13 protein-coding genes are annotated in these 15,999 nt (G+C 70.2%); 8 read left to right on the forward strand and 5 right to left on the reverse strand.

Translation table 11 applies throughout. The annotated features are described in order from the left end of the window. Positions 1 to 5: 5 nt before the first annotated feature. The 3 genes from HZS55_RS18575 to ligA are packed head-to-tail and all read left to right on the forward strand — an operon-like array spanning position 6 to position 5,995. A complete protein-coding gene (locus HZS55_RS18575) occupies positions 6 to 1,709 on the forward strand; it encodes a type II/IV secretion system ATPase subunit (protein ID WP_179909044.1) in 1,704 nt (567 codons plus the stop codon). Continuing rightward, entirely contained in the window at positions 1,706 to 4,270 is a 2,565-nt protein-coding gene (locus tag HZS55_RS18580) for a type II secretion system F family protein (protein ID WP_179909045.1), read from the forward strand. Before HZS55_RS18575 ends, HZS55_RS18580 begins: the two co-directional genes overlap by 4 nt. Before the next feature lie 27 nt (positions 4,271 to 4,297). Beyond that, positions 4,298 to 5,995, forward strand: a complete 1,698-nt coding sequence (gene ligA / locus HZS55_RS18585) for an ATP-dependent DNA ligase LigA (protein ID WP_179909046.1) — start codon at positions 4,298 to 4,300, stop codon at positions 5,993 to 5,995. A 9-nt stretch (positions 5,996 to 6,004) separates the two neighbouring features. Here the strand turns inward: ligA and HZS55_RS18590 are convergent, their stop codons facing one another. Together HZS55_RS18590 and HZS55_RS18595 are read right to left on the reverse strand one after the other, a co-directional pair. Then, on the reverse strand, positions 6,005 to 6,418 hold the full coding sequence (locus tag HZS55_RS18590; protein WP_179909047.1) for a putative toxin-antitoxin system toxin component, PIN family: 414 nt from the start codon (positions 6,416 to 6,418) through the stop codon (positions 6,005 to 6,007). Continuing rightward, positions 6,415 to 6,678 (reverse strand): AbrB/MazE/SpoVT family DNA-binding domain-containing protein, encoded by a 264-nt coding sequence (locus HZS55_RS18595; RefSeq protein WP_179909048.1) that lies wholly within the window; start codon positions 6,676 to 6,678, stop codon positions 6,415 to 6,417. The genes HZS55_RS18590 and HZS55_RS18595 overlap by 4 nt, the downstream gene beginning before the upstream one ends. A gap of 132 nt (positions 6,679 to 6,810) precedes the next feature. On the opposite strand from HZS55_RS18595, the gene HZS55_RS18600 reads away from it, so the two are divergent. Beyond that, positions 6,811 to 7,557: an MBL fold metallo-hydrolase gene (locus HZS55_RS18600; RefSeq protein WP_179909049.1), complete on the forward strand. Its 747-nt coding sequence runs from the start codon at positions 6,811 to 6,813 to the stop codon at positions 7,555 to 7,557. Beyond that, positions 7,445 to 7,903, forward strand: a complete 459-nt coding sequence (locus HZS55_RS18605; protein ID WP_179911923.1) for an NUDIX domain-containing protein — start codon at positions 7,445 to 7,447, stop codon at positions 7,901 to 7,903. Before HZS55_RS18600 ends, HZS55_RS18605 begins: the two co-directional genes overlap by 113 nt. A 21-nt stretch (positions 7,904 to 7,924) precedes the next feature. On the opposite strand, the gene HZS55_RS18610 is transcribed toward HZS55_RS18605, so the two are convergent. From HZS55_RS18610 to HZS55_RS18620, 3 genes are all read right to left on the reverse strand, one after another. Beyond that, on the reverse strand, positions 7,925 to 8,536 hold the full coding sequence (locus HZS55_RS18610; RefSeq protein ID WP_179909050.1) for a DUF998 domain-containing protein: 612 nt from the start codon (positions 8,534 to 8,536) through the stop codon (positions 7,925 to 7,927). A 121-nt stretch (positions 8,537 to 8,657) separates the two neighbouring features. Then, the gene (locus HZS55_RS18615; protein WP_179909051.1) at positions 8,658 to 9,392 is read right to left on the reverse strand and encodes a hypothetical protein; all 735 of its coding nucleotides are present in this window, start codon (positions 9,390 to 9,392) and stop codon (positions 8,658 to 8,660) included. After that, positions 9,382 to 10,920 (reverse strand): protein kinase domain-containing protein, encoded by a 1,539-nt coding sequence (locus HZS55_RS18620; RefSeq protein ID WP_179909052.1) that lies wholly within the window; start codon positions 10,918 to 10,920, stop codon positions 9,382 to 9,384. The genes HZS55_RS18615 and HZS55_RS18620 overlap by 11 nt, the downstream gene beginning before the upstream one ends. Positions 10,921 to 11,141: 221 nt before the next feature. Here HZS55_RS18620 and HZS55_RS18625 point away from each other — a divergent pair, with 221 nt between their 5' ends. The 3 genes from HZS55_RS18625 (at position 11,142) to HZS55_RS18635 (ending at position 15,936) form a co-directional block, all read left to right on the forward strand. Continuing rightward, positions 11,142 to 12,770 carry a DUF3604 domain-containing protein gene (locus HZS55_RS18625; RefSeq protein WP_179909053.1) on the forward strand — a complete coding sequence of 543 codons (1,629 nt, stop codon included), beginning with the start codon at positions 11,142 to 11,144 and terminating at the stop codon, positions 12,768 to 12,770. 128 nt (positions 12,771 to 12,898) lie between these two features. Then, complete coding sequence (locus HZS55_RS18630) at positions 12,899 to 15,208, forward strand: methyl-accepting chemotaxis protein (RefSeq protein ID WP_246308301.1); 2,310 nt, start codon at positions 12,899 to 12,901, stop codon at positions 15,206 to 15,208. A gap of 2 nt (positions 15,209 to 15,210) precedes the next feature. Beyond that, positions 15,211 to 15,936 carry a bacteriorhodopsin gene (locus tag HZS55_RS18635; RefSeq protein WP_179909054.1) on the forward strand — a complete coding sequence of 242 codons (726 nt, stop codon included), beginning with the start codon at positions 15,211 to 15,213 and terminating at the stop codon, positions 15,934 to 15,936. Positions 15,937 to 15,999 lie beyond the last annotated feature (63 nt).

Here is a 15,999-nt window from a genome sequence, read left to right on the forward strand (position 1 = left end):
TTTCCATGTCACGCGAAGCGACGAACGGATCGGGCACCGATGGGCGGCTCGCGGCCTTCCAGCAGTGGCTCTCGCGGGCCGCCGGCGCGCTCACCGGCTCGCGGATCCACGTCCCGAACTACGACCCGGCCCGGCACGGCCGGCTGGTCGCCGACGACCCGCCGTCCGGCGGTCGCGAGGTCGACCGCTACTGGCTCAACGCCCCCTTCGCCTACGTCTCCATCGCCTACGACGACGAGGAGAACGAACACCGCTACCGCGTCGTCGAACCGACCCTGGACGAGACCGAGCGCGACCTCCTCCACCGGGTGTTCGACGACATCCGCGACCCCCTGCTGTACCGCGACGACGTGAGCGACGACCCCGCCGACGCCCTGCGGGAGGAACTGCGCCAGCGCCTCGAAGAGTACGGCGTCGACGTGGCCACGGAGACGTTCTACCGCCTGTACTACTACCTCCACCGCTCCTTTCTGGGCTACGGCAAGCTCGACCCGGTGATGCACGACTCGCGCGTCGAGGACATCTCCTGCGACGGCGCCGGCCTCCCCGTGTTCGTCTACCACGAGGAGTACACCGACGTGGAGTCGACGGTCGCCTTCGAAAGGGACGAGCTCGACGACTACGTCATCCAGCTCGCCCAGCGCTCGGGCCGCCACGTCAGCGTCTCCGACCCGGTGGTCTCGACGACGCTACCGGACGGCTCCCGCATCGAACTCGCGCTCGGCGAGGAGGTGACCCCGCGCGGGTCGGCCTTTACCATCCGGAAGTACGCCGAGGAGCCGTTCACGCCGGTCGACCTGATGAACTACGGCACCTACGACGACCGGATGCTCGCCTTCCTCTGGCTCTGCATCGAGCACAACAAGAGCCTCATCTTCGCCGGCGGGACGGCGGCCGGCAAGACCACCTCGATGAACGCCGTCTCGATGTTCATCCCGCCCCGCTCGAAGGTGATCACCATCGAGGACACCCGCGAGCTCTCCCTCTATCACGAGAACTGGCTCTCGTCGGTCACCCGCGAGCGCATGGGCGACGGCGACATCACGATGTACGACCTGCTGCGGTCGTCGCTGCGCCACCGCCCCGAGTACATCGTCGTCGGCGAGGTCCGCGGCGAGGAGGCCATTACCCTCTTCCAGGCGATGAACACCGGCCACACGACGTTCTCGACGCTGCACGCCGACTCGGTGCAGACGGTCATCAATCGCTTAGAGAACGAGCCGATCAACGTCCCGCGGCCGATGGTCCAGTCGCTGGACGTGCTGAGCGTGCAGGTGCTGACCCGCTCGGGCGGCGAGCGGGTCCGCCGTGCCCGGACCATCGCCGAGATCGAGGGCATCGACCAGCGGACGGGCGAACTCGACTACTCGAACACCTACAGCTGGGACGGCACCGCCGACTCCTTTTCGCGCAACAACAGCGAACTCCTCGACGAGATCCGCCAGGAACAGGGCTGGTCCCGCGCCGAGTTGCTCCGCGAACTGCGCGACCGGCGGCGGTTCCTGATGTACCTCCAGGAGAACGGCATCACCGACTTCCGGCGGTTCACGGCGATGGTGAACAAGTACTACGCCGACCCCGAGGAGGTCGTCGCCATGATCGACGAGGCCGACGTGACCGTCGACGAGGGGACCGATCCGGCCGTCGGCGACGGGACCGACCCCGCGGTCGAGGACGGTTCCGAACCCCCGGTCGACGGTCAGTCATGAGTGCGGTCCTCGGGCTCGCGCCGCTGCTCGTCGCGCTGGCGCTGGTCGCGCTGATACCGCTGTCGTCGCTCAACGTCGGTCTCGACACCTGGGCCACCCGGACGGCGCGACGCTACTTCGGCCGGTACGTCCCCGAGGAGGCGCCCGACCGCCGGAACCGGCTCAAGGAGGCGTACGTCGATCGGACCTACCGCGCCTACGCCGCCGAGACCTACCTCGTGACGGTCGTCGCCGCGCTGGCCGGCGCCATCGTCGGCGTGTACGTCTTCGGCGGAATCTTGCTCGTGCTCCCGGCGGTCGGGGAGTTCATCCAGGCGCTGCCCGACGCGATGGCGAACACGCTCGGGCGGCCGGAACTCGAACCGGAACTGACCCCGAATCAGGTGTTCGCCGTGCTGACGGCCGGCGGCGCCGTCTCCGGGCTCGTCGGCGCCGGGTTCACCTACTGGTACCGCTGGGAGAGCCCGCGGAGCCACGCCGAGGTCCGACGCCGCGGCATCAACGAGGGGCTGCCGCGGACGGTCGCGTTCGTCTACGCCCTCTCGCGGGGCGGCGTGTCGACGCCGGGCGTGATGCGGACGCTCGCCGAGAACCGCGACGTGTACGGCCACGGCGCCGACGAGATCTCCGTCGCCGTCCGCGAGATGGATCTGTTCGGTCGGGACATCATCACCGCCGTCCGCAACGCCTCGAAACGGACGCCGAGCGAACAGTTCAAGACCTTCAGCGAGAACCTCGCGAGCGTCCTCCAGAGCGGGCAGAACCTCCCCGAGTTCCTGCGCGACCAGTACGAGCGCTACCGGGACGAGGCCGTCGACCGCCAGGAGGATATCCTCGAACTGCTGGCGACCATCGCCGAGGCCTACGTCACCGTCCTCGTCGCCGGGACCCTCTTTCTCATGACGATCCTGCTCGTCTTCGGGCTGACGACGACCCAGACGATCAACTTCCTGCGCCTGCTGGCCTACGTGATGATCCCCCTCGCCAACGTCCTGTTCATGGTCTACCTCGCCGGCAAACTCGACTTGCTCGGCGTCGCGAGCGGGAGCGAGACCGGCGCGCTCGCCGAGTCGATGCGGGGCAGTTCGGGCGTCCCCCAGGCGGGCCCGGAGGCGGCCGACGGAGGGTCGGCCGAGCGGACGGCGACCGGCGAGCCCGCCGACGGCCCCGTGGCCGACGGCGAGTACACGGCGTCGGCGACCCTCCGCGAGCAGCTCGCGGTGTACGACTCGTTCGGACGCGTCCGGGCACTGGTCGACCGGCCGTTCCAATGGCTCATGCGGCGGCCGACGGCGATCCTCTACGTCACCGTGCCGCTGGCCCTGCTGTCGGTGGCCCTCAGGGCGCCGGGTGCGATCACCGCGAACGGCATCCAGACCCGCGCTCTCGACGACGTGCTGATCCAGGCGGCGCTGCTGGTCGTCGGCTCGTTCGCGGTCGTCTGGGAGGTGTACACCCGGCGGATCCGCCGGCTGGAGACGGCGCTGCCGGAACTGCTCGAACGGCTCGCGAGCCTCAACGAGGCCGGGATGTCCGTCGTCGAGGGGTTCGAGCGCGTCCGCGAGAGCGACCTGGGTGTCCTCTCGGTCGAGGTCGACCGGATCTGCCGGGACCTGACCTACGGGGCGAACGTCGACGACGCGTTGCGGCGGTTCGGCCTCCGCGTCCGCACGACGGCGACCACCCGCGTCGTCACCCTCCTCACGAACGCCCTCCGGGCGAGCGGCAACCTCGCGCCGGTCCTGCGGATCGCCGGCGAGCAGGCCAGTGCCGAGCTCAAACTCCGGCGCAAGCGGCGCCAGCAGATGTTCACCTACCTGATCGTCATCTACATCTCCTTTCTGGTCTTCCTCGTCATCATCGTCGCCGTCCAGGAGGTGCTCGTGCCGAGCCTCCCGAACAACGTCCCGACGCCCGAGAACACCAACCAGCTCGCGGTCAACGTCGGCGCGTTCGCCCGCTTCGGCCAGGTGAACAAGGCCGCCTACACCCTCGTCTTCTTTCACACCGCGATCGTCCAGGCGGTCCTCTCGGGCTTTATCGCCGGCCAGCTCGGCGAGGGGTCGCTCAAACACGGCGCGAAACACGCGGCGATCATGCTCGCCGTCGCCTACGGCGCCTTCCTGCTGCTGTCCTCGCCGGTCGCGCAGGTCACCTTCGACGACCAGGCGATGACCGGCGAGACCGTCACCGTCGATTCCGTCTCGCTCTCGGAGGGCGGCTACGTCACCGTCCGCGCCCGCACCGCCGACGGCGAGGTCGTCGGCCACAGCGAGTACCTCGCCGCAGGGAGCCACGAGGACGTTCGGATCCGCCTCGAATCGACCTACAGCGACGAGATGGAGCTGTACGCGGTCCCGCACCTCGACACCGACGGCGACGAGCGGTTCGGCCACACCGGCGGCTCCGTCGACCGCACCTACCCCGAGGAACGCACCCGGATCTACGACGTGGCACAGGTCCAGCGGCCCGACCGGAGCGGGTCCCGGTCGCTCCGGGGCCTCGTCGGCCCGGCGGTCCCCGCGGGCGGACCGGTCCCGTCACGGGTCGGCAGCCTTTAGACCGGCGGGGGACCTACCGACGAGGCGATGGAGCTGGCCGCCTTCGCCGAGCGCGCCCGGGCGATCGAAGCCGAGAGCGCCGACACCGACATCGTCGAGCGGGTGACCGACCTGCTGGAGACGGCGGGCGCGGACCTGCCCGTCGTCGCCCGGTACGTGCAGGGGCGGGTGTTCCCCGCTCACGACTCGACGAAACTCGACATCGGCCCGGCGCTGTGCTACGAGGCCATCGCGAAGGCGGCCGGGCGGAACGTCACCGTCGACGACGTGGAGGAGCGGGTCGCCGACGTGGGCGACGTTGGCGAGGTGGCGGCGAGGTACGACTTCGGCGGCCAGCAGGGGCTGGCGGCGTTCGGCGCGGGCGCCGGAGCGGGAGATGGAGACGGGAACGGAGCGGGCGGCGCCGACGACCTCACCGTCGCCGAGGTGGACGCGCAACTGCGCGACCTCGCCGCGACCGAGGGGTCGGGCAGCCGTGACACCAAGCGGGACATCCTGTTCGGGCTGTTCAACCGGGCGGGTGACGACGAGGCGCGGTATCTCGCCCGGCTCGTCCTCTCGGAGATGCGCATCGGCGTCGGCGACGGCGCCGTCAGGGACGCGACCGCCGACGCCTTCGACGTGCCGGTCGGCGAGGTCGAGCGGGCGCTCCAGGTCACCAACGACCACGGCGAGGTGGCGGTGGTCGCCCGCGAGGAGGGACTCGACGGCCTCGAATCGCTCGGGCTGGAAGTCGGCCGGCCGGTCGGCGCGATGCTCGCCCAGGCCGGCACCGTCACCGAGGCGCTCGATGACTGGGAGGCGGCGGCCGTCGAGTGGAAGTTCGACGGTGCCAGGGTGCAGGTCCACTACGACGGCGAGGAGACGGCCCTCTTTTCGCGGAACATGGAAGCGGTGACCGATCCGCTCCCGGAGGTCGTCGAGTTCGTCGAAGACGCGCTCGACGCCCCCGCGATACTGGACGGCGAGGTCGTCGCCGTGGCGGACGACGGGTCGCCGCTCCCGTTTCAGGAGGTCCTGCGTCGGTTCCGCCGGAAACACGACGTGGCGAAGGCCCGCGAGGACGTTCTCGTCGAGTTCCGGGCGTTCGACTGCCTCCACGCCGACGGCGACGACCTGCTCGACCGGCCGCTGGTCGAGCGCCACAACCGGCTCGAAGCGGCGCTGGGCGACGCGGGCGCAGAGGCGCTCTCGGCCCTGACCGTCTCCGACGACCCCGACGGGATCGCCGATATCGAGGCCGAGGCGCTGGAGGCGGGCCACGAGGGGATCATGCTGAAAAACCCCGAGTCGGCCTACACCCCGGGCCGGCGCGGCAAGCAGTGGCTCAAGCGCAAGCCCGATGTGGAGACGCTGGATCTGGTCGTCACCGGCGCCGAGTGGGGCGAAGGGCGGCGGGCCGAACTACTGGGCACCTTCGAAGTCTCGGCCCGGACCGACGACGGGTTCGCCCCGCTCGGCAAGGTCGCGACGGGTATCACCGACGAGGAACTCGAAGCGCTGACCGAGTTGCTCGAACCGCACGTCCTGGGCGAGGACGGCGCCGACGTGGACCTCGACCCCGCCGTCGTCTTCGAGGTCGGCTACGAGGAGATTCAGACCTCACCCACCTACGCGGCCGGCTACGCGCTTCGGTTCCCGCGATTTCTCGGCGTCCGCGACGATATCGACCCCGCCGACGCCGACTCGCTGGAGCGCGTCGAGCGACTGGCCGAACGGCAGTGACGGCGTGTTTCAGTCGATATCGAGCCGCTCGTAGAACGTTCTGGGCGTGACGATATCGACACCACGGAACTCGTCGAGGTCCAACAGGTGCCGGTCGCCCGAGACCAGATACGTCACGTCACCCGCGATCGCCGCTTCGACGAACTTGTCGTCGTCCGGGTCCGCAGAGACGGCAGCGATGTCAGACCCCGGGTCGACGAACTCCGCGAAGTACCGGACCGTCTCGACTTCCCGGCGGATCTCCGAGTCGGACATCCCGAACCGGTCAGGGTACTTGCGGAGCGTCTCGCGGAACTCGGCGAGCGTTTCCGCCGACGCGACGATATCGTAGGTCCCGTCGAATCCGGCCACAAGAACGTCGTGGGGAACGCCGGTCGCGATCACTCCGGAGATGAGGACGTTCGTATCGAGAACCGCCCTCATTCGTCCTCGTCGCGCGCCTCGTGGACCAACCGGTTCACCTCGCTCGTCGAGAGATCGACCTCGTCGGCGCGGCGTTCGACCCGTTCGTGGAACTCCTCGACCGACGGGAGCTCGACTTTCTTCAGGACCAGCCCGTGGTCCGTCGGGACGACCATCAGTTTCGTTCCCTTCTCCAGCCCGAACTCCTCGCGGAGGCGGCTCGGGATCGTGACCTGCCCCTTCGACGTCACCGTCGTCAGTTCCGGGTCGTCCGTGCTCATCTCACGTAAGGATTCCTTACGCCGACGCATGAATCTGTCGTCGAGATAGCTCCCGGAGTCGTTCAGGTCCGAGAGGCGGAAGCCGCCACCCGAAGCCGAACCCTTAACCGCGTCTCGGCGGAACTCGGGAGTATGACTGTCCGACACGACGGCCTGACTGTCGACTGGCTCGGCTACGCCACCCTGCGGATCGAGGGCGACGACACCGTCGTCTACCTCGACCCCGGCCGCTACGGCACGCTCACCGGCGAGTGGGAGCCGGACACCCCCGGCGTCGGCCACCCGCCGGGACGGGACTACCGCGCCGAGGACGCCGACGTGGTCTGTGTCACGCACATCCACCACTACGACAGCGACGGCGTCGAACGCGTCTCGAACGAGGACACCACGGTCGTCGCCTTCGAAGGCATCGACGTGGGAGACACCGACCGCGAGTTGACGCCGGTCGAGGAACTCCCCTACGAGGTCGTCGAGGTCGGCATGGAGGACGAACTCGTCGTCGACGACGTGCCGATCGCGACCGTCCCCGCCTACAACGACCCCGACGGGAAGAACGTCGACGACGACGGCGAGCCGATCCACCCGAAGGGGATCGGCTGCGGCTTCGTCGTCACCGTCGACGACACCAACGTCTTCTGGACCGGCGACTCCGACGCCTTGGAGGGCCACGAGGCGCTCGACGTGTCGCTGTTCGTCCCGTCGATCGCCCGGTCGTTCACCATGGACCGCCACGACGCCGCCGACCTGGCCGAGGCGATGGACCCGGATCTGGTGCTCCCGATCCACTACAACACCTTCGAGGCGCTGGAAGCCGACAGCGGCGCCTTCGCCGAGGACGTCGCGAAGCGGGGCGTCCCGGTCGTCCTCGACGAGCGATAGACCGCCCGGACGGCACCGACTCCCGGGCGGCAAGCTCGAACCCGAGCCCGGAACGGACCACGCCGTCGAAGCCACGGTCGCCCGCGAGATCGAGGAGGAGGTCGGCGTCGAAGTCGGCGAAGTCGAGTACGTCTGTTCGGGCACGTTCGAGACCGATACCGGCCACCGGTGTCTGAACGTGGTCACGCTGTGCGAGTACGAGGGCGGCGAGGCCCGCGTCCGCGAGCCCGAGGAGGTCGCGGCGGTCCACTGGCTCGCGCTCGACGAACTCCGCGCTCGCGAGGACGTGCCCGAGTTCACCGGTACCTACGTCGAACGCGCCGCCGCGGTCCGCGGACCGGACTGAGTTGGCTCCCGGCGCGCTCGCTCACAGCCGGTCGCGGTCGACGCGTACCCGCTCGAACGCCTCGACGGCGAGCCAGCCGCCCCAGACGGCGAACGCGACCGACCCGAACAGCTCCGGGATGGCGATCCCGGGCGGGAACCACGGGAAGAGGAACCACCAGGCCCACGAGACGACGTGCAGGACGCCGAGCAGGACCAGCACGAGCCCGCGGAACTCCCGTCCGACGGCGTAGTCGCCCGCGCCCCACAGGAACACCGCGAGCGTCAGGAACAGGAAGAAGGGGACGGCGACCAGGCCGTGGAGCGGGTCGGGCAGCGGAAACACGCCCACGAGCGCCATGAACAGCATGGCGAGCAGACCGAAGAGACCGCCCGCTCGCCGGATCGGGTCGTCCGTGTCGGCGAGCACGGCGACGACGAAGCCGGCGCCGAGCGCGCCGCCGACGAGGAGGGCGCCGTTGAAGATCGGCGCCGTCGCGGCGCCGCGGGCGCCGAGGTCGGAGAGGGCGTAGTACAGCGGCGAGAACCACGGCGCCGCGAACATCGCGTAGACGACGCCGCCGAAGCCGACGGCGATGGCCGCGAGTCCGACTGCGGGCGGGACCAGCGGGCGAGCGGGATCGTACTCGGCCATATCGCGCCGTGGGTCCGCCCCGACGAAAAAAGACGGGGATGGCGTTCAGTTCGGCGTGCCCGCCGGACCGGTGGAACCACGAGGGCGCGCCAGCGCGCGCCGGTTCGGACGTTCCCGGTCGTCACAGGCTCGCGAGGTTCTGCCGGAGTTTGATGGTCGCGGTCATCAGGGCGGTGGCGGTCATGATGACGAAGACGATCTGGACGTGCATGACGACGACGCGGTCGAGGCCGGCGACGGTGGCCAGATCGACGGCGGGGACGAGCGTGGCGAAGGCGAGGACGGGCAGCAGGTGGCGGAGCAGCGAGTCGATCATCGTGCCCTGGACCATCGCGGCGGCGGTCTGGCGGCGGCCGAACCAGAAGCCGTAGCCGGCGAAGGCGAGCGCGCCGACGCCCTGGAGCGCCAGGAGCGGGCGTCGGAGGCCGACGAGGGCGACCCCGAAGACGACGGCGGCGACGACGCCGACGAAGGCGACTTCGACGAGGCGGCGACCGGGGAAGACGTCGTCGGCGCCGGTCGTCGAGAGCGCGGCGTTGAAGTAGATCTCTCGCACGGACAGCGCGAGCAGGAGGACGACCGCGAGCATGAGGCCGGTCTTGTAGGGGGTCCGGATCGAGGTGACGATCTCGAGGACGCCGACGACGCCGTAGCACGCGGCGACCAGCCCGACGTACAGCAGGTACTCCCAGAGGACCCGCTGGGCGTCGACGCCGGTGGCGCGCATGTTGAGGTAGGCGTAGGCGCCGAAGCGGGCGGCGATGACCGTCAGGAGGACGAGCCCGATGAAGACGATGAACGTCAGGTTGGGGTTGTCCGCGACGAGGTAGAGCCCGACCTTCACGTCACCGGCCATCGGGGTCGACCCCCCGAAGCTCCCGCCGGAACTGCCTGACCGTCTCGTACCTGGTGAGTTTCCCCGTCGCCGTCGCCTTGCGCACGACCTGGTCCAGCCCGCGGGGGAGGTCCGGGTCGACCTCGCTCGGCACGGGCGCCCGGTCGGAACACACCCCCGAGCGGATCTCCTCGCCGGTACCGCGATACGGTGGTTCGCCCGTCACGAGTCGGTAGAGCAGGGCGCCGAGGCCGTACACGTCGGTGGCGTGGTCGACGCTGCCGAACCGCTCCGAGTAGTGTTCGGGGGCGGCGAACCTGGGGTCGACGACGTTCGCGAGGCCCAGGTGGTCGGCGTAGACGCGCGCGAGGCCGAAAGCCGCCGCTCGCGGGCGCTGGCGCTCGCGCTCGGTGAGCGTGTCGCCGGGGTAGGCGACGGTCGCGGGGTCGAGCGCCCCGTGGACGACGCCGTGCTGGTGGGCGTGGGCGACGGCGTCGGCGACCTCGACTACGTTCGCGACGGCCTGGCGCACGTCGAGGGCCTCGTCTTCCCGGTCGGCCAGCGTGGTCCCCGTGTGCTCCAGCGCGGCCCACGGCCGCGGACGCAGGCCCCAGTCGTGGACCGACACCACCGAGTCGTGGCCGTCGACGCCGGCCCAGGCGTCGAGGGCGTCCCGGAGCGCGCCGGCGAACGCCGTCCGGTCGTCGTCGGGCACCCGGAAGACGGTCAGCGAGAGGGGGACCTCCGCGTCGTCGACCGTCCCGACGGCGCGGTAGCGGTCGCCGAACCGCCCTTCGGTGCGGTCCGAGAGGACGGACAGGTCGTCGAAGCGGCTCCGGTCGATCACCGCCGACAGGCGGCGCGTGACCAGCGCCAGTCGCCCGCGCGTCAGCTCCCGACGGCCGTCGTCGGCGCCCTCGCCGTCCGACTCGCTCTCGTCGGCTTCGGGGTCGCCCTCGTCGGCTTCGGGGTCGCCCTCGTCGGCTTCGGGGTCGCCCTCGCCTTTCGCCAGCGTCGACGGGTCGAGGTCGGCGCCGGGCGAGCGGTCGGTGTAGACGCGTTGACCGCCGGCCTCGCCGGTCTCGCCGCCCGCAACGCGTGCCCGGCCGACGCCGCGGTCGCCCGACGTGGGCGAGAGATACTCGCTGCGGGCGAACCCGCCGCCGGACTGGTAGAGGTGCTCGCGCGCCCGCAACTCCAGTTGCTCGTCCAGATCCGTGACCGCCTCGTCGACCGCCTTCGGCCGGCGGGCGGCGAGGTAGTCGAGCGCGTGCGGGACTTCGACGGGCGAGTCGTCGTCCAGCCGGTCGACCAGCCGGCGGACGACGGGGTCGAGCAGGTCCGGGTCGGCCTCGACGACGAGACAGAGCGCGAGCGCCGCCCGCAGTCGCTGCGGGCGGTCCTCGCCGTCGAGCGCGCCGAGCAGTTGCGGCATGCGTTCGTCACCGCGCTCGGGGTCGTCGAGGACGGTCACGACCGGGTCGTCGTCGCCGTCGCTCCCGCCGGCTTCCGTCCCGTCTCGGCTCGCCCCGTCGGTGTCCTCGGCCATTCTGGTCGGTCGCCGCGTCGCGGTGCGCGGCTCGTGTTCCGCATATTTCTCCGGTCATCTACCAAGACTGTTTGGGTCCGCGAGGCGTTCGGGAGTGGCACCCTCGTCGGGAAACTTAACCCTCAGCCGCGCCACCCCGGTGGTATGCCCGTTCAGACAGGCGCTCGCCGGACGGTCGGCGACGTCGCGGCGCCACCCCGTCCGGTTCGGCGGTGGTCCGCGTGCTGACGAAAGCCATCGAGTCCGTGAAGGTCTTCGCCGAGAACAACCCCTCACTGGCCGACCTCGCCCGCGGTCGGCGGCGTCGGTTCGACGACGCGGAGTGCGTCCTCCCCTCACGGGTCGTCACGACGGAGTCGCTGTCGGCCACCGTCTCGGTCTGGGACGAGTACCTCCGCCTGCTCCCCGACTACGACGGCACGCTCACCCTCGACAGCACCGACCCCGAGGCGATCTACCCCGAGGAGGTCGACTTCGGACTGACCGACGAGGCCGTGACGGAACTGGCGGGCGTCGCCTTCGAGACGCCCGGCGTCCAGTACCTGACGCTCACCGACGAGTCGGGGCGGCGGTTCACCAGCAACCCCGTCCAGGTGTTCGACTCCGAGCCCGACGAGCGCCTGTTCTGGGGGGACATCCACCTCCACTCGCAGTTCTCCGACGGCGCGGGGTCGATGAGCAAGGGCTTCGAGTTCGGCCGCGACGTGATGGACCTCGACGTGGTCGCCTACACCGACCACGACACGATGGGATTTTTCATCCCGCCGAAGCTCCAGCGCCGCCGGATGCACAACGGCTACTTCGAGGACATGAAGACCGTCACGAAGCACTTCCACGACCCCGGGGAGTTCGTGACGCTCTTTGGCTACGAGTGGACGAAACAGCCGAACATGGGCGGTCACATCAACGTCTACTTCGAGGGGGTCGACGAGGCCGAGCTGTTCGACTCGCTGGACACCGACACCAACCGCTACGAGAAGCTGTTCCGCCGCCTGCAGACGTGGCGCGAGGAGACCGGCAACGAGGTGCTGGCCATCCCCCACCACCCCGCCGAGGCGATGTACCCCCTCGATTTCTCGGCGATGGAGTACGACGACGACATCGCGCCGCTGGTCGAAGTGTACTCCCAGTGGGGCTCCAGCGAGCTGCCGGGCGAGGAGGGCAACCCCAAAGCGATCCGGATGGGCCAGGGCGAGATGGCCGACCCCGGCCACTACGTCCGGGACGCCCACGAACTGGGCTACCGCGTCGGCATGATGGGGTCGTCTGACTTCCACGCGCCGCGGCCGGGCCGGTCGCACATCCACCTGCCGCCCCATCTCCCCTCCCTGTCGGACATCTGGGAGGACGGGATCGGCTGGGGTCACATCTGGCGGGTCTGGGACGAGGGGAGCTACCCCGGCGGGCTGACCGGCTTCTACGCCGAGGACCTCTCGCGGGAGAGCATCTTCGAGAGCCTGCGTTCGCGGCGGGTGTACGCGACCAGCCAGCCTCATCGGATCCTCGCGGAGTTCGCCGTCGACGGGACGGCGGTCGGCGAGGACGACAGCACCGTCGTCGCCGACGGCGAGCGGACCGTCGAGTGGCTCGTCGCCGGGACCGCGCCGATCGAACGGGTCACGGTCGTCAAGAACAACGCCGACTGGCACGTCGTCGGCGGGACGGCCGACGAGTCGGCCGACCTGGACGCCTACACCGAGGCCGGCGAGGTCACCGACGACGAGCCCGTGACCGGGATGGCCTGGGACGACGAGCGCGGCAGCGACGCCGACGTGTACTACCTGCGGGTCGAACAGGCCGACGACGGGATGGCGTGGGCCGGCCCCCTCTGGGTCGAGCCCGAGGCCTGAGCGGACCGGTCGAACCCACCGGGATCCGCGGCGGTCGCGGCACGATTCTCCGCATCGACCGAGCGCGGCTATCACGGCTGAGAATCGCGCACGAACGCTTTACAGGGAGTACTCCTCGGTACCGAACGATGACATCGGATGCACCTTCTCTCTTGCCCGGGGTGATACGGCGGTCGTACGCCGCCCGCCTCGGCGCGGCGCTCGCGGTCGCGGTCGTGGTGATGGTCGGCTTCGGGGCCGTCATCAGCACGCAGGCCTCGGCGACGCTGCAGGACGACGTGGAGAACGACCTGCGGACGCTCTCGGAGACGCGGACGGCCGAACTCGACTCGTGGCTCGGGAGCGTCCAGCGGGAAGCCGCGCTCACGTCGCAGCTCTCGGCCGTCCGTTCGGGCGACGGCGCGGCGGTCGACGAGGCGCTGACCGCCCAGTTCGAGTCCGGGACCGTCCCGCCGGACGTGGTGGCGATCCACTACCTGAACACCGAGTCGATGGTGTTCACGGAGAGCACGAACGACGAGTTCGAGGGGCTCAGTCCCGCCGACCAGGGCGCGCCGTTCGCGACCGATCCGCCGGCGTTCGACGGGCCGGACGACACCTACGTGACGGAGCCGTTCGCGGTACCGGCGGTCGACCACCCGGTCGTCGCCGTCGTCACGCCCGTCCCGGGCGCCGAGGACCGCGCGCTCGTGTTCATGACCGACCTGGCCGCGCGGTCGTCGTCGCTCGCCGACGCGAACGCCGACACCTCGACGGTCGTCGTCAACGCCGCCGGGCGGTACGTCGCCCACCCCAACGAGAGCAAGATCCTCACGCCCCACGAGGGCCACGAGACGAACGCCTCGGCCGCGGCGGGCACGACGGCGTTCATGGACATGGGCGATACCCTCATGGCGAGCACGAAGATGGAGACCAAAGACTGGACCGTCATGATCCACTCCCCGAAGGACGTTGCCTACGCGCTCGGCTCGCAGATCAACTCCGACCTGGTGGGGCTGGTGCTGCTGGCGATCATCAACCTCGGGCTCGTCGGCGTCACCATCGGGAGCAACACGATCATCTCGCTGCGTCGCATCTCCGAGCGGGCGGAATCGATGGCCGACGGCGACCTGGCGGTCGACCTCGCGACGACCCGGGAAGACGAGATCGGCGCGCTCTACCGGTCGTTCCAGGACATGCGCGACTCGATACGCGAGCAGATCGCCGAGACCGACGAGGCTCGCGCCGAGGCCGAGGAGGCCCGCACCGAAGCCGAGGAGGCGCGCCAGCGCGCCGAGCGGGAGGCCGCCGAGATGGAGTCGATGACGACCCATCTGGAGGCCAAAGCGACCGAGTACGGCGACGTGCTCTCCGAGGCCGCCGACGGCGACCTGACCCGTCGGGTCGACCCGGCGAGTGACAACGCGTCGATGGCGTCGGTCGGCGAGAGCATCAACGAGACGCTCGACGCGCTGGAGGAGACCATCGCGCGGATGAAATCCTTCGCCGACGACGTGTCGGACGCCGGCGAACAGGTCGGGACCGGCGCCGAGCGAGTCGACCAGGCGAGCGAACAGGTGACCGCCTCGATCTCGGAGATCTTCGACGGGACGACCGAGCAGTCCGAGCGCCTGGAGACGGCCGCCGGCGAGATGGAGAACCTCTCGGCGACGGCCCAGCAGGTCGCCTCCTCGGCTCAGGAGGTGGCGACAACCTCCCAGCGAGCCGCCGAAGCCGGCGAGGAGGGCCGCGAGGCCGCCAAGCGCGCCATCGAGGAGATGGGCGCTATCGACGCCGAGACCGAGGAGACGGTCGCGGCCATCAACGACCTCGACGACGAGCTCGACGAGATCGGCCAGATCGTGAGCGTCATCACGGAGATCGTCGAGCAGACGAACATGCTGGCGCTGAACGCGAGCATCGAGGCGGCCCACGCCGACGGCGACGGCGCCGGCTTCGCGGTCGTCGCCGACGAGATCAAGGGGCTGGCCGAGGAGACCAAGGAGGCCGCCGGCGACATCGAGTCCCGCATCGACGGCATTCAGGCGCAGGCGGGCGAGACGGTCGAGCGGATGGAGTCGACGAGCGAGCGGGTCACCGACGGCGTCGGGACGGTCGAGGAGGCCGTCGACGCGCTGGAGACCATCGTCGAGCACACCGAGGAGGTCGACACCGGTATCCAGGAGATCGACGACGCCACGGAGGAACAGGCCCGGACCGCCCAGGAGGTGATGGGGACTATCGACGATCTGACGGCGATCAGCCAGCAGACGGCGACGGAGGCCGACACGGTGGCCGGGGCGGCAGACGACCAGTCCCAGTCGATCGACCGGGTCGCGGCCTCCGCCCGCGACCTGCGCCAGCGGGCCGAGGAACTGACGACGGCGCTGTCGCGCTTCGAGACGCGAAACGGCGCCGGGAACGCGGAAACGGCCGCGATCGCGGCCACGGAGGACTGACAATGCTGGGACTCACGACCTGGTTCACGATCGGTACGCTCGGAATGGTCGTCGGGATCGCGATGCTGGCCTACGGCACCCTGTTGGTCCCATCGGAACGCCGGCGACAGCTCGCGCTGGCGGCGCTCGTCCCCGGGATCGCGGCGGTCGCCTACGCGGTCATGGCGCTCGGGGTCGGCGGACTCGTGACCGCGGACGGCGGGACGGTCTTCGTCCCGCGCTACGTCGACTGGCTGTTGACGACGCCGATCCACGTCGCGCTCGTCGCGCTGATCGCCGGCGCGTCGACGCGCGCCATCGCTCGCCTCGCCGCGCTGCAGGCGGCGACCATCGTCTTCGGGTTCGTCGGCGCGACGCTCGCGGCCCCGCTGAACTGGGCGCTCTACCTCGTCGGTAGCGCCTGTTTCGTCGGCGTCGTCTACCTCCTGTTCACGGAGACGGCGGCGCTGGCCGACGAGAAGCCCGACGACGTGGCCGCCCTGTTCCGGAAGCTCCGGGCGTTCGTCGTCGTCCTGTGGCTGGTCTACCCGGTCATCTGGCTGGTCGGTCCCGCGGGCTTCGAGATCATGGACATCGAGACTACCGCGCTGGTCGTCACGTACATCGACGTGGTCGCGAAGGTCGGCTTCGGCCTCATCGCGATCAACGACTTCGTCAAGATGGCCGCCGCGACCGACGAAACCGCCGACGCGGACGCCGCCGTCGGCGACCCGCAGGCCGCCGACTGACGGCGGCGAACGGCGACGTTTTCGGCGGCGAACGGCGATGGGCGACAGCGACAGCTGCCGCTG

Origin of the sequence: Halosimplex rubrum (assembly GCF_013415885.1) — an archaeon.
Taxonomy (GTDB): Archaea; Halobacteriota; Halobacteria; order Halobacteriales; family Haloarculaceae; genus Halosimplex; species Halosimplex rubrum.

Excerpts from the sequence above, each read along its gene's own strand:
- HZS55_RS18575 (WP_179909044.1), top strand. The coding sequence starts at position 6 with ATGTCACGCGAAGCGACGAACGGATCGGGCACCGATGGGCGGCTCGCG.
- HZS55_RS18580 (WP_179909045.1), top strand. The coding sequence starts at position 1,706 with ATGAGTGCGGTCCTCGGGCTCGCGCCGCTGCTCGTCGCGCTGGCGCTG.
- ligA (WP_179909046.1), top strand. The coding sequence starts at position 4,298 with ATGGAGCTGGCCGCCTTCGCCGAGCGCGCCCGGGCGATCGAAGCCGAG.
- HZS55_RS18590 (WP_179909047.1), bottom strand. The coding sequence starts at position 6,418 with ATGAGGGCGGTTCTCGATACGAACGTCCTCATCTCCGGAGTGATCGCG.
- HZS55_RS18595 (WP_179909048.1), bottom strand. The coding sequence starts at position 6,678 with ATGAGCACGGACGACCCGGAACTGACGACGGTGACGTCGAAGGGGCAG.
- HZS55_RS18600 (WP_179909049.1), top strand. The coding sequence starts at position 6,811 with ATGACTGTCCGACACGACGGCCTGACTGTCGACTGGCTCGGCTACGCC.
- HZS55_RS18610 (WP_179909050.1), bottom strand. The coding sequence starts at position 8,536 with ATGGCCGAGTACGATCCCGCTCGCCCGCTGGTCCCGCCCGCAGTCGGA.
- HZS55_RS18615 (WP_179909051.1), bottom strand. The coding sequence starts at position 9,392 with ATGGCCGGTGACGTGAAGGTCGGGCTCTACCTCGTCGCGGACAACCCC.
- HZS55_RS18620 (WP_179909052.1), bottom strand. The coding sequence starts at position 10,920 with ATGGCCGAGGACACCGACGGGGCGAGCCGAGACGGGACGGAAGCCGGC.
- HZS55_RS18630 (WP_246308301.1), top strand. The coding sequence starts at position 12,899 with ATGACATCGGATGCACCTTCTCTCTTGCCCGGGGTGATACGGCGGTCG.
- HZS55_RS18635 (WP_179909054.1), top strand. The coding sequence starts at position 15,211 with ATGCTGGGACTCACGACCTGGTTCACGATCGGTACGCTCGGAATGGTC.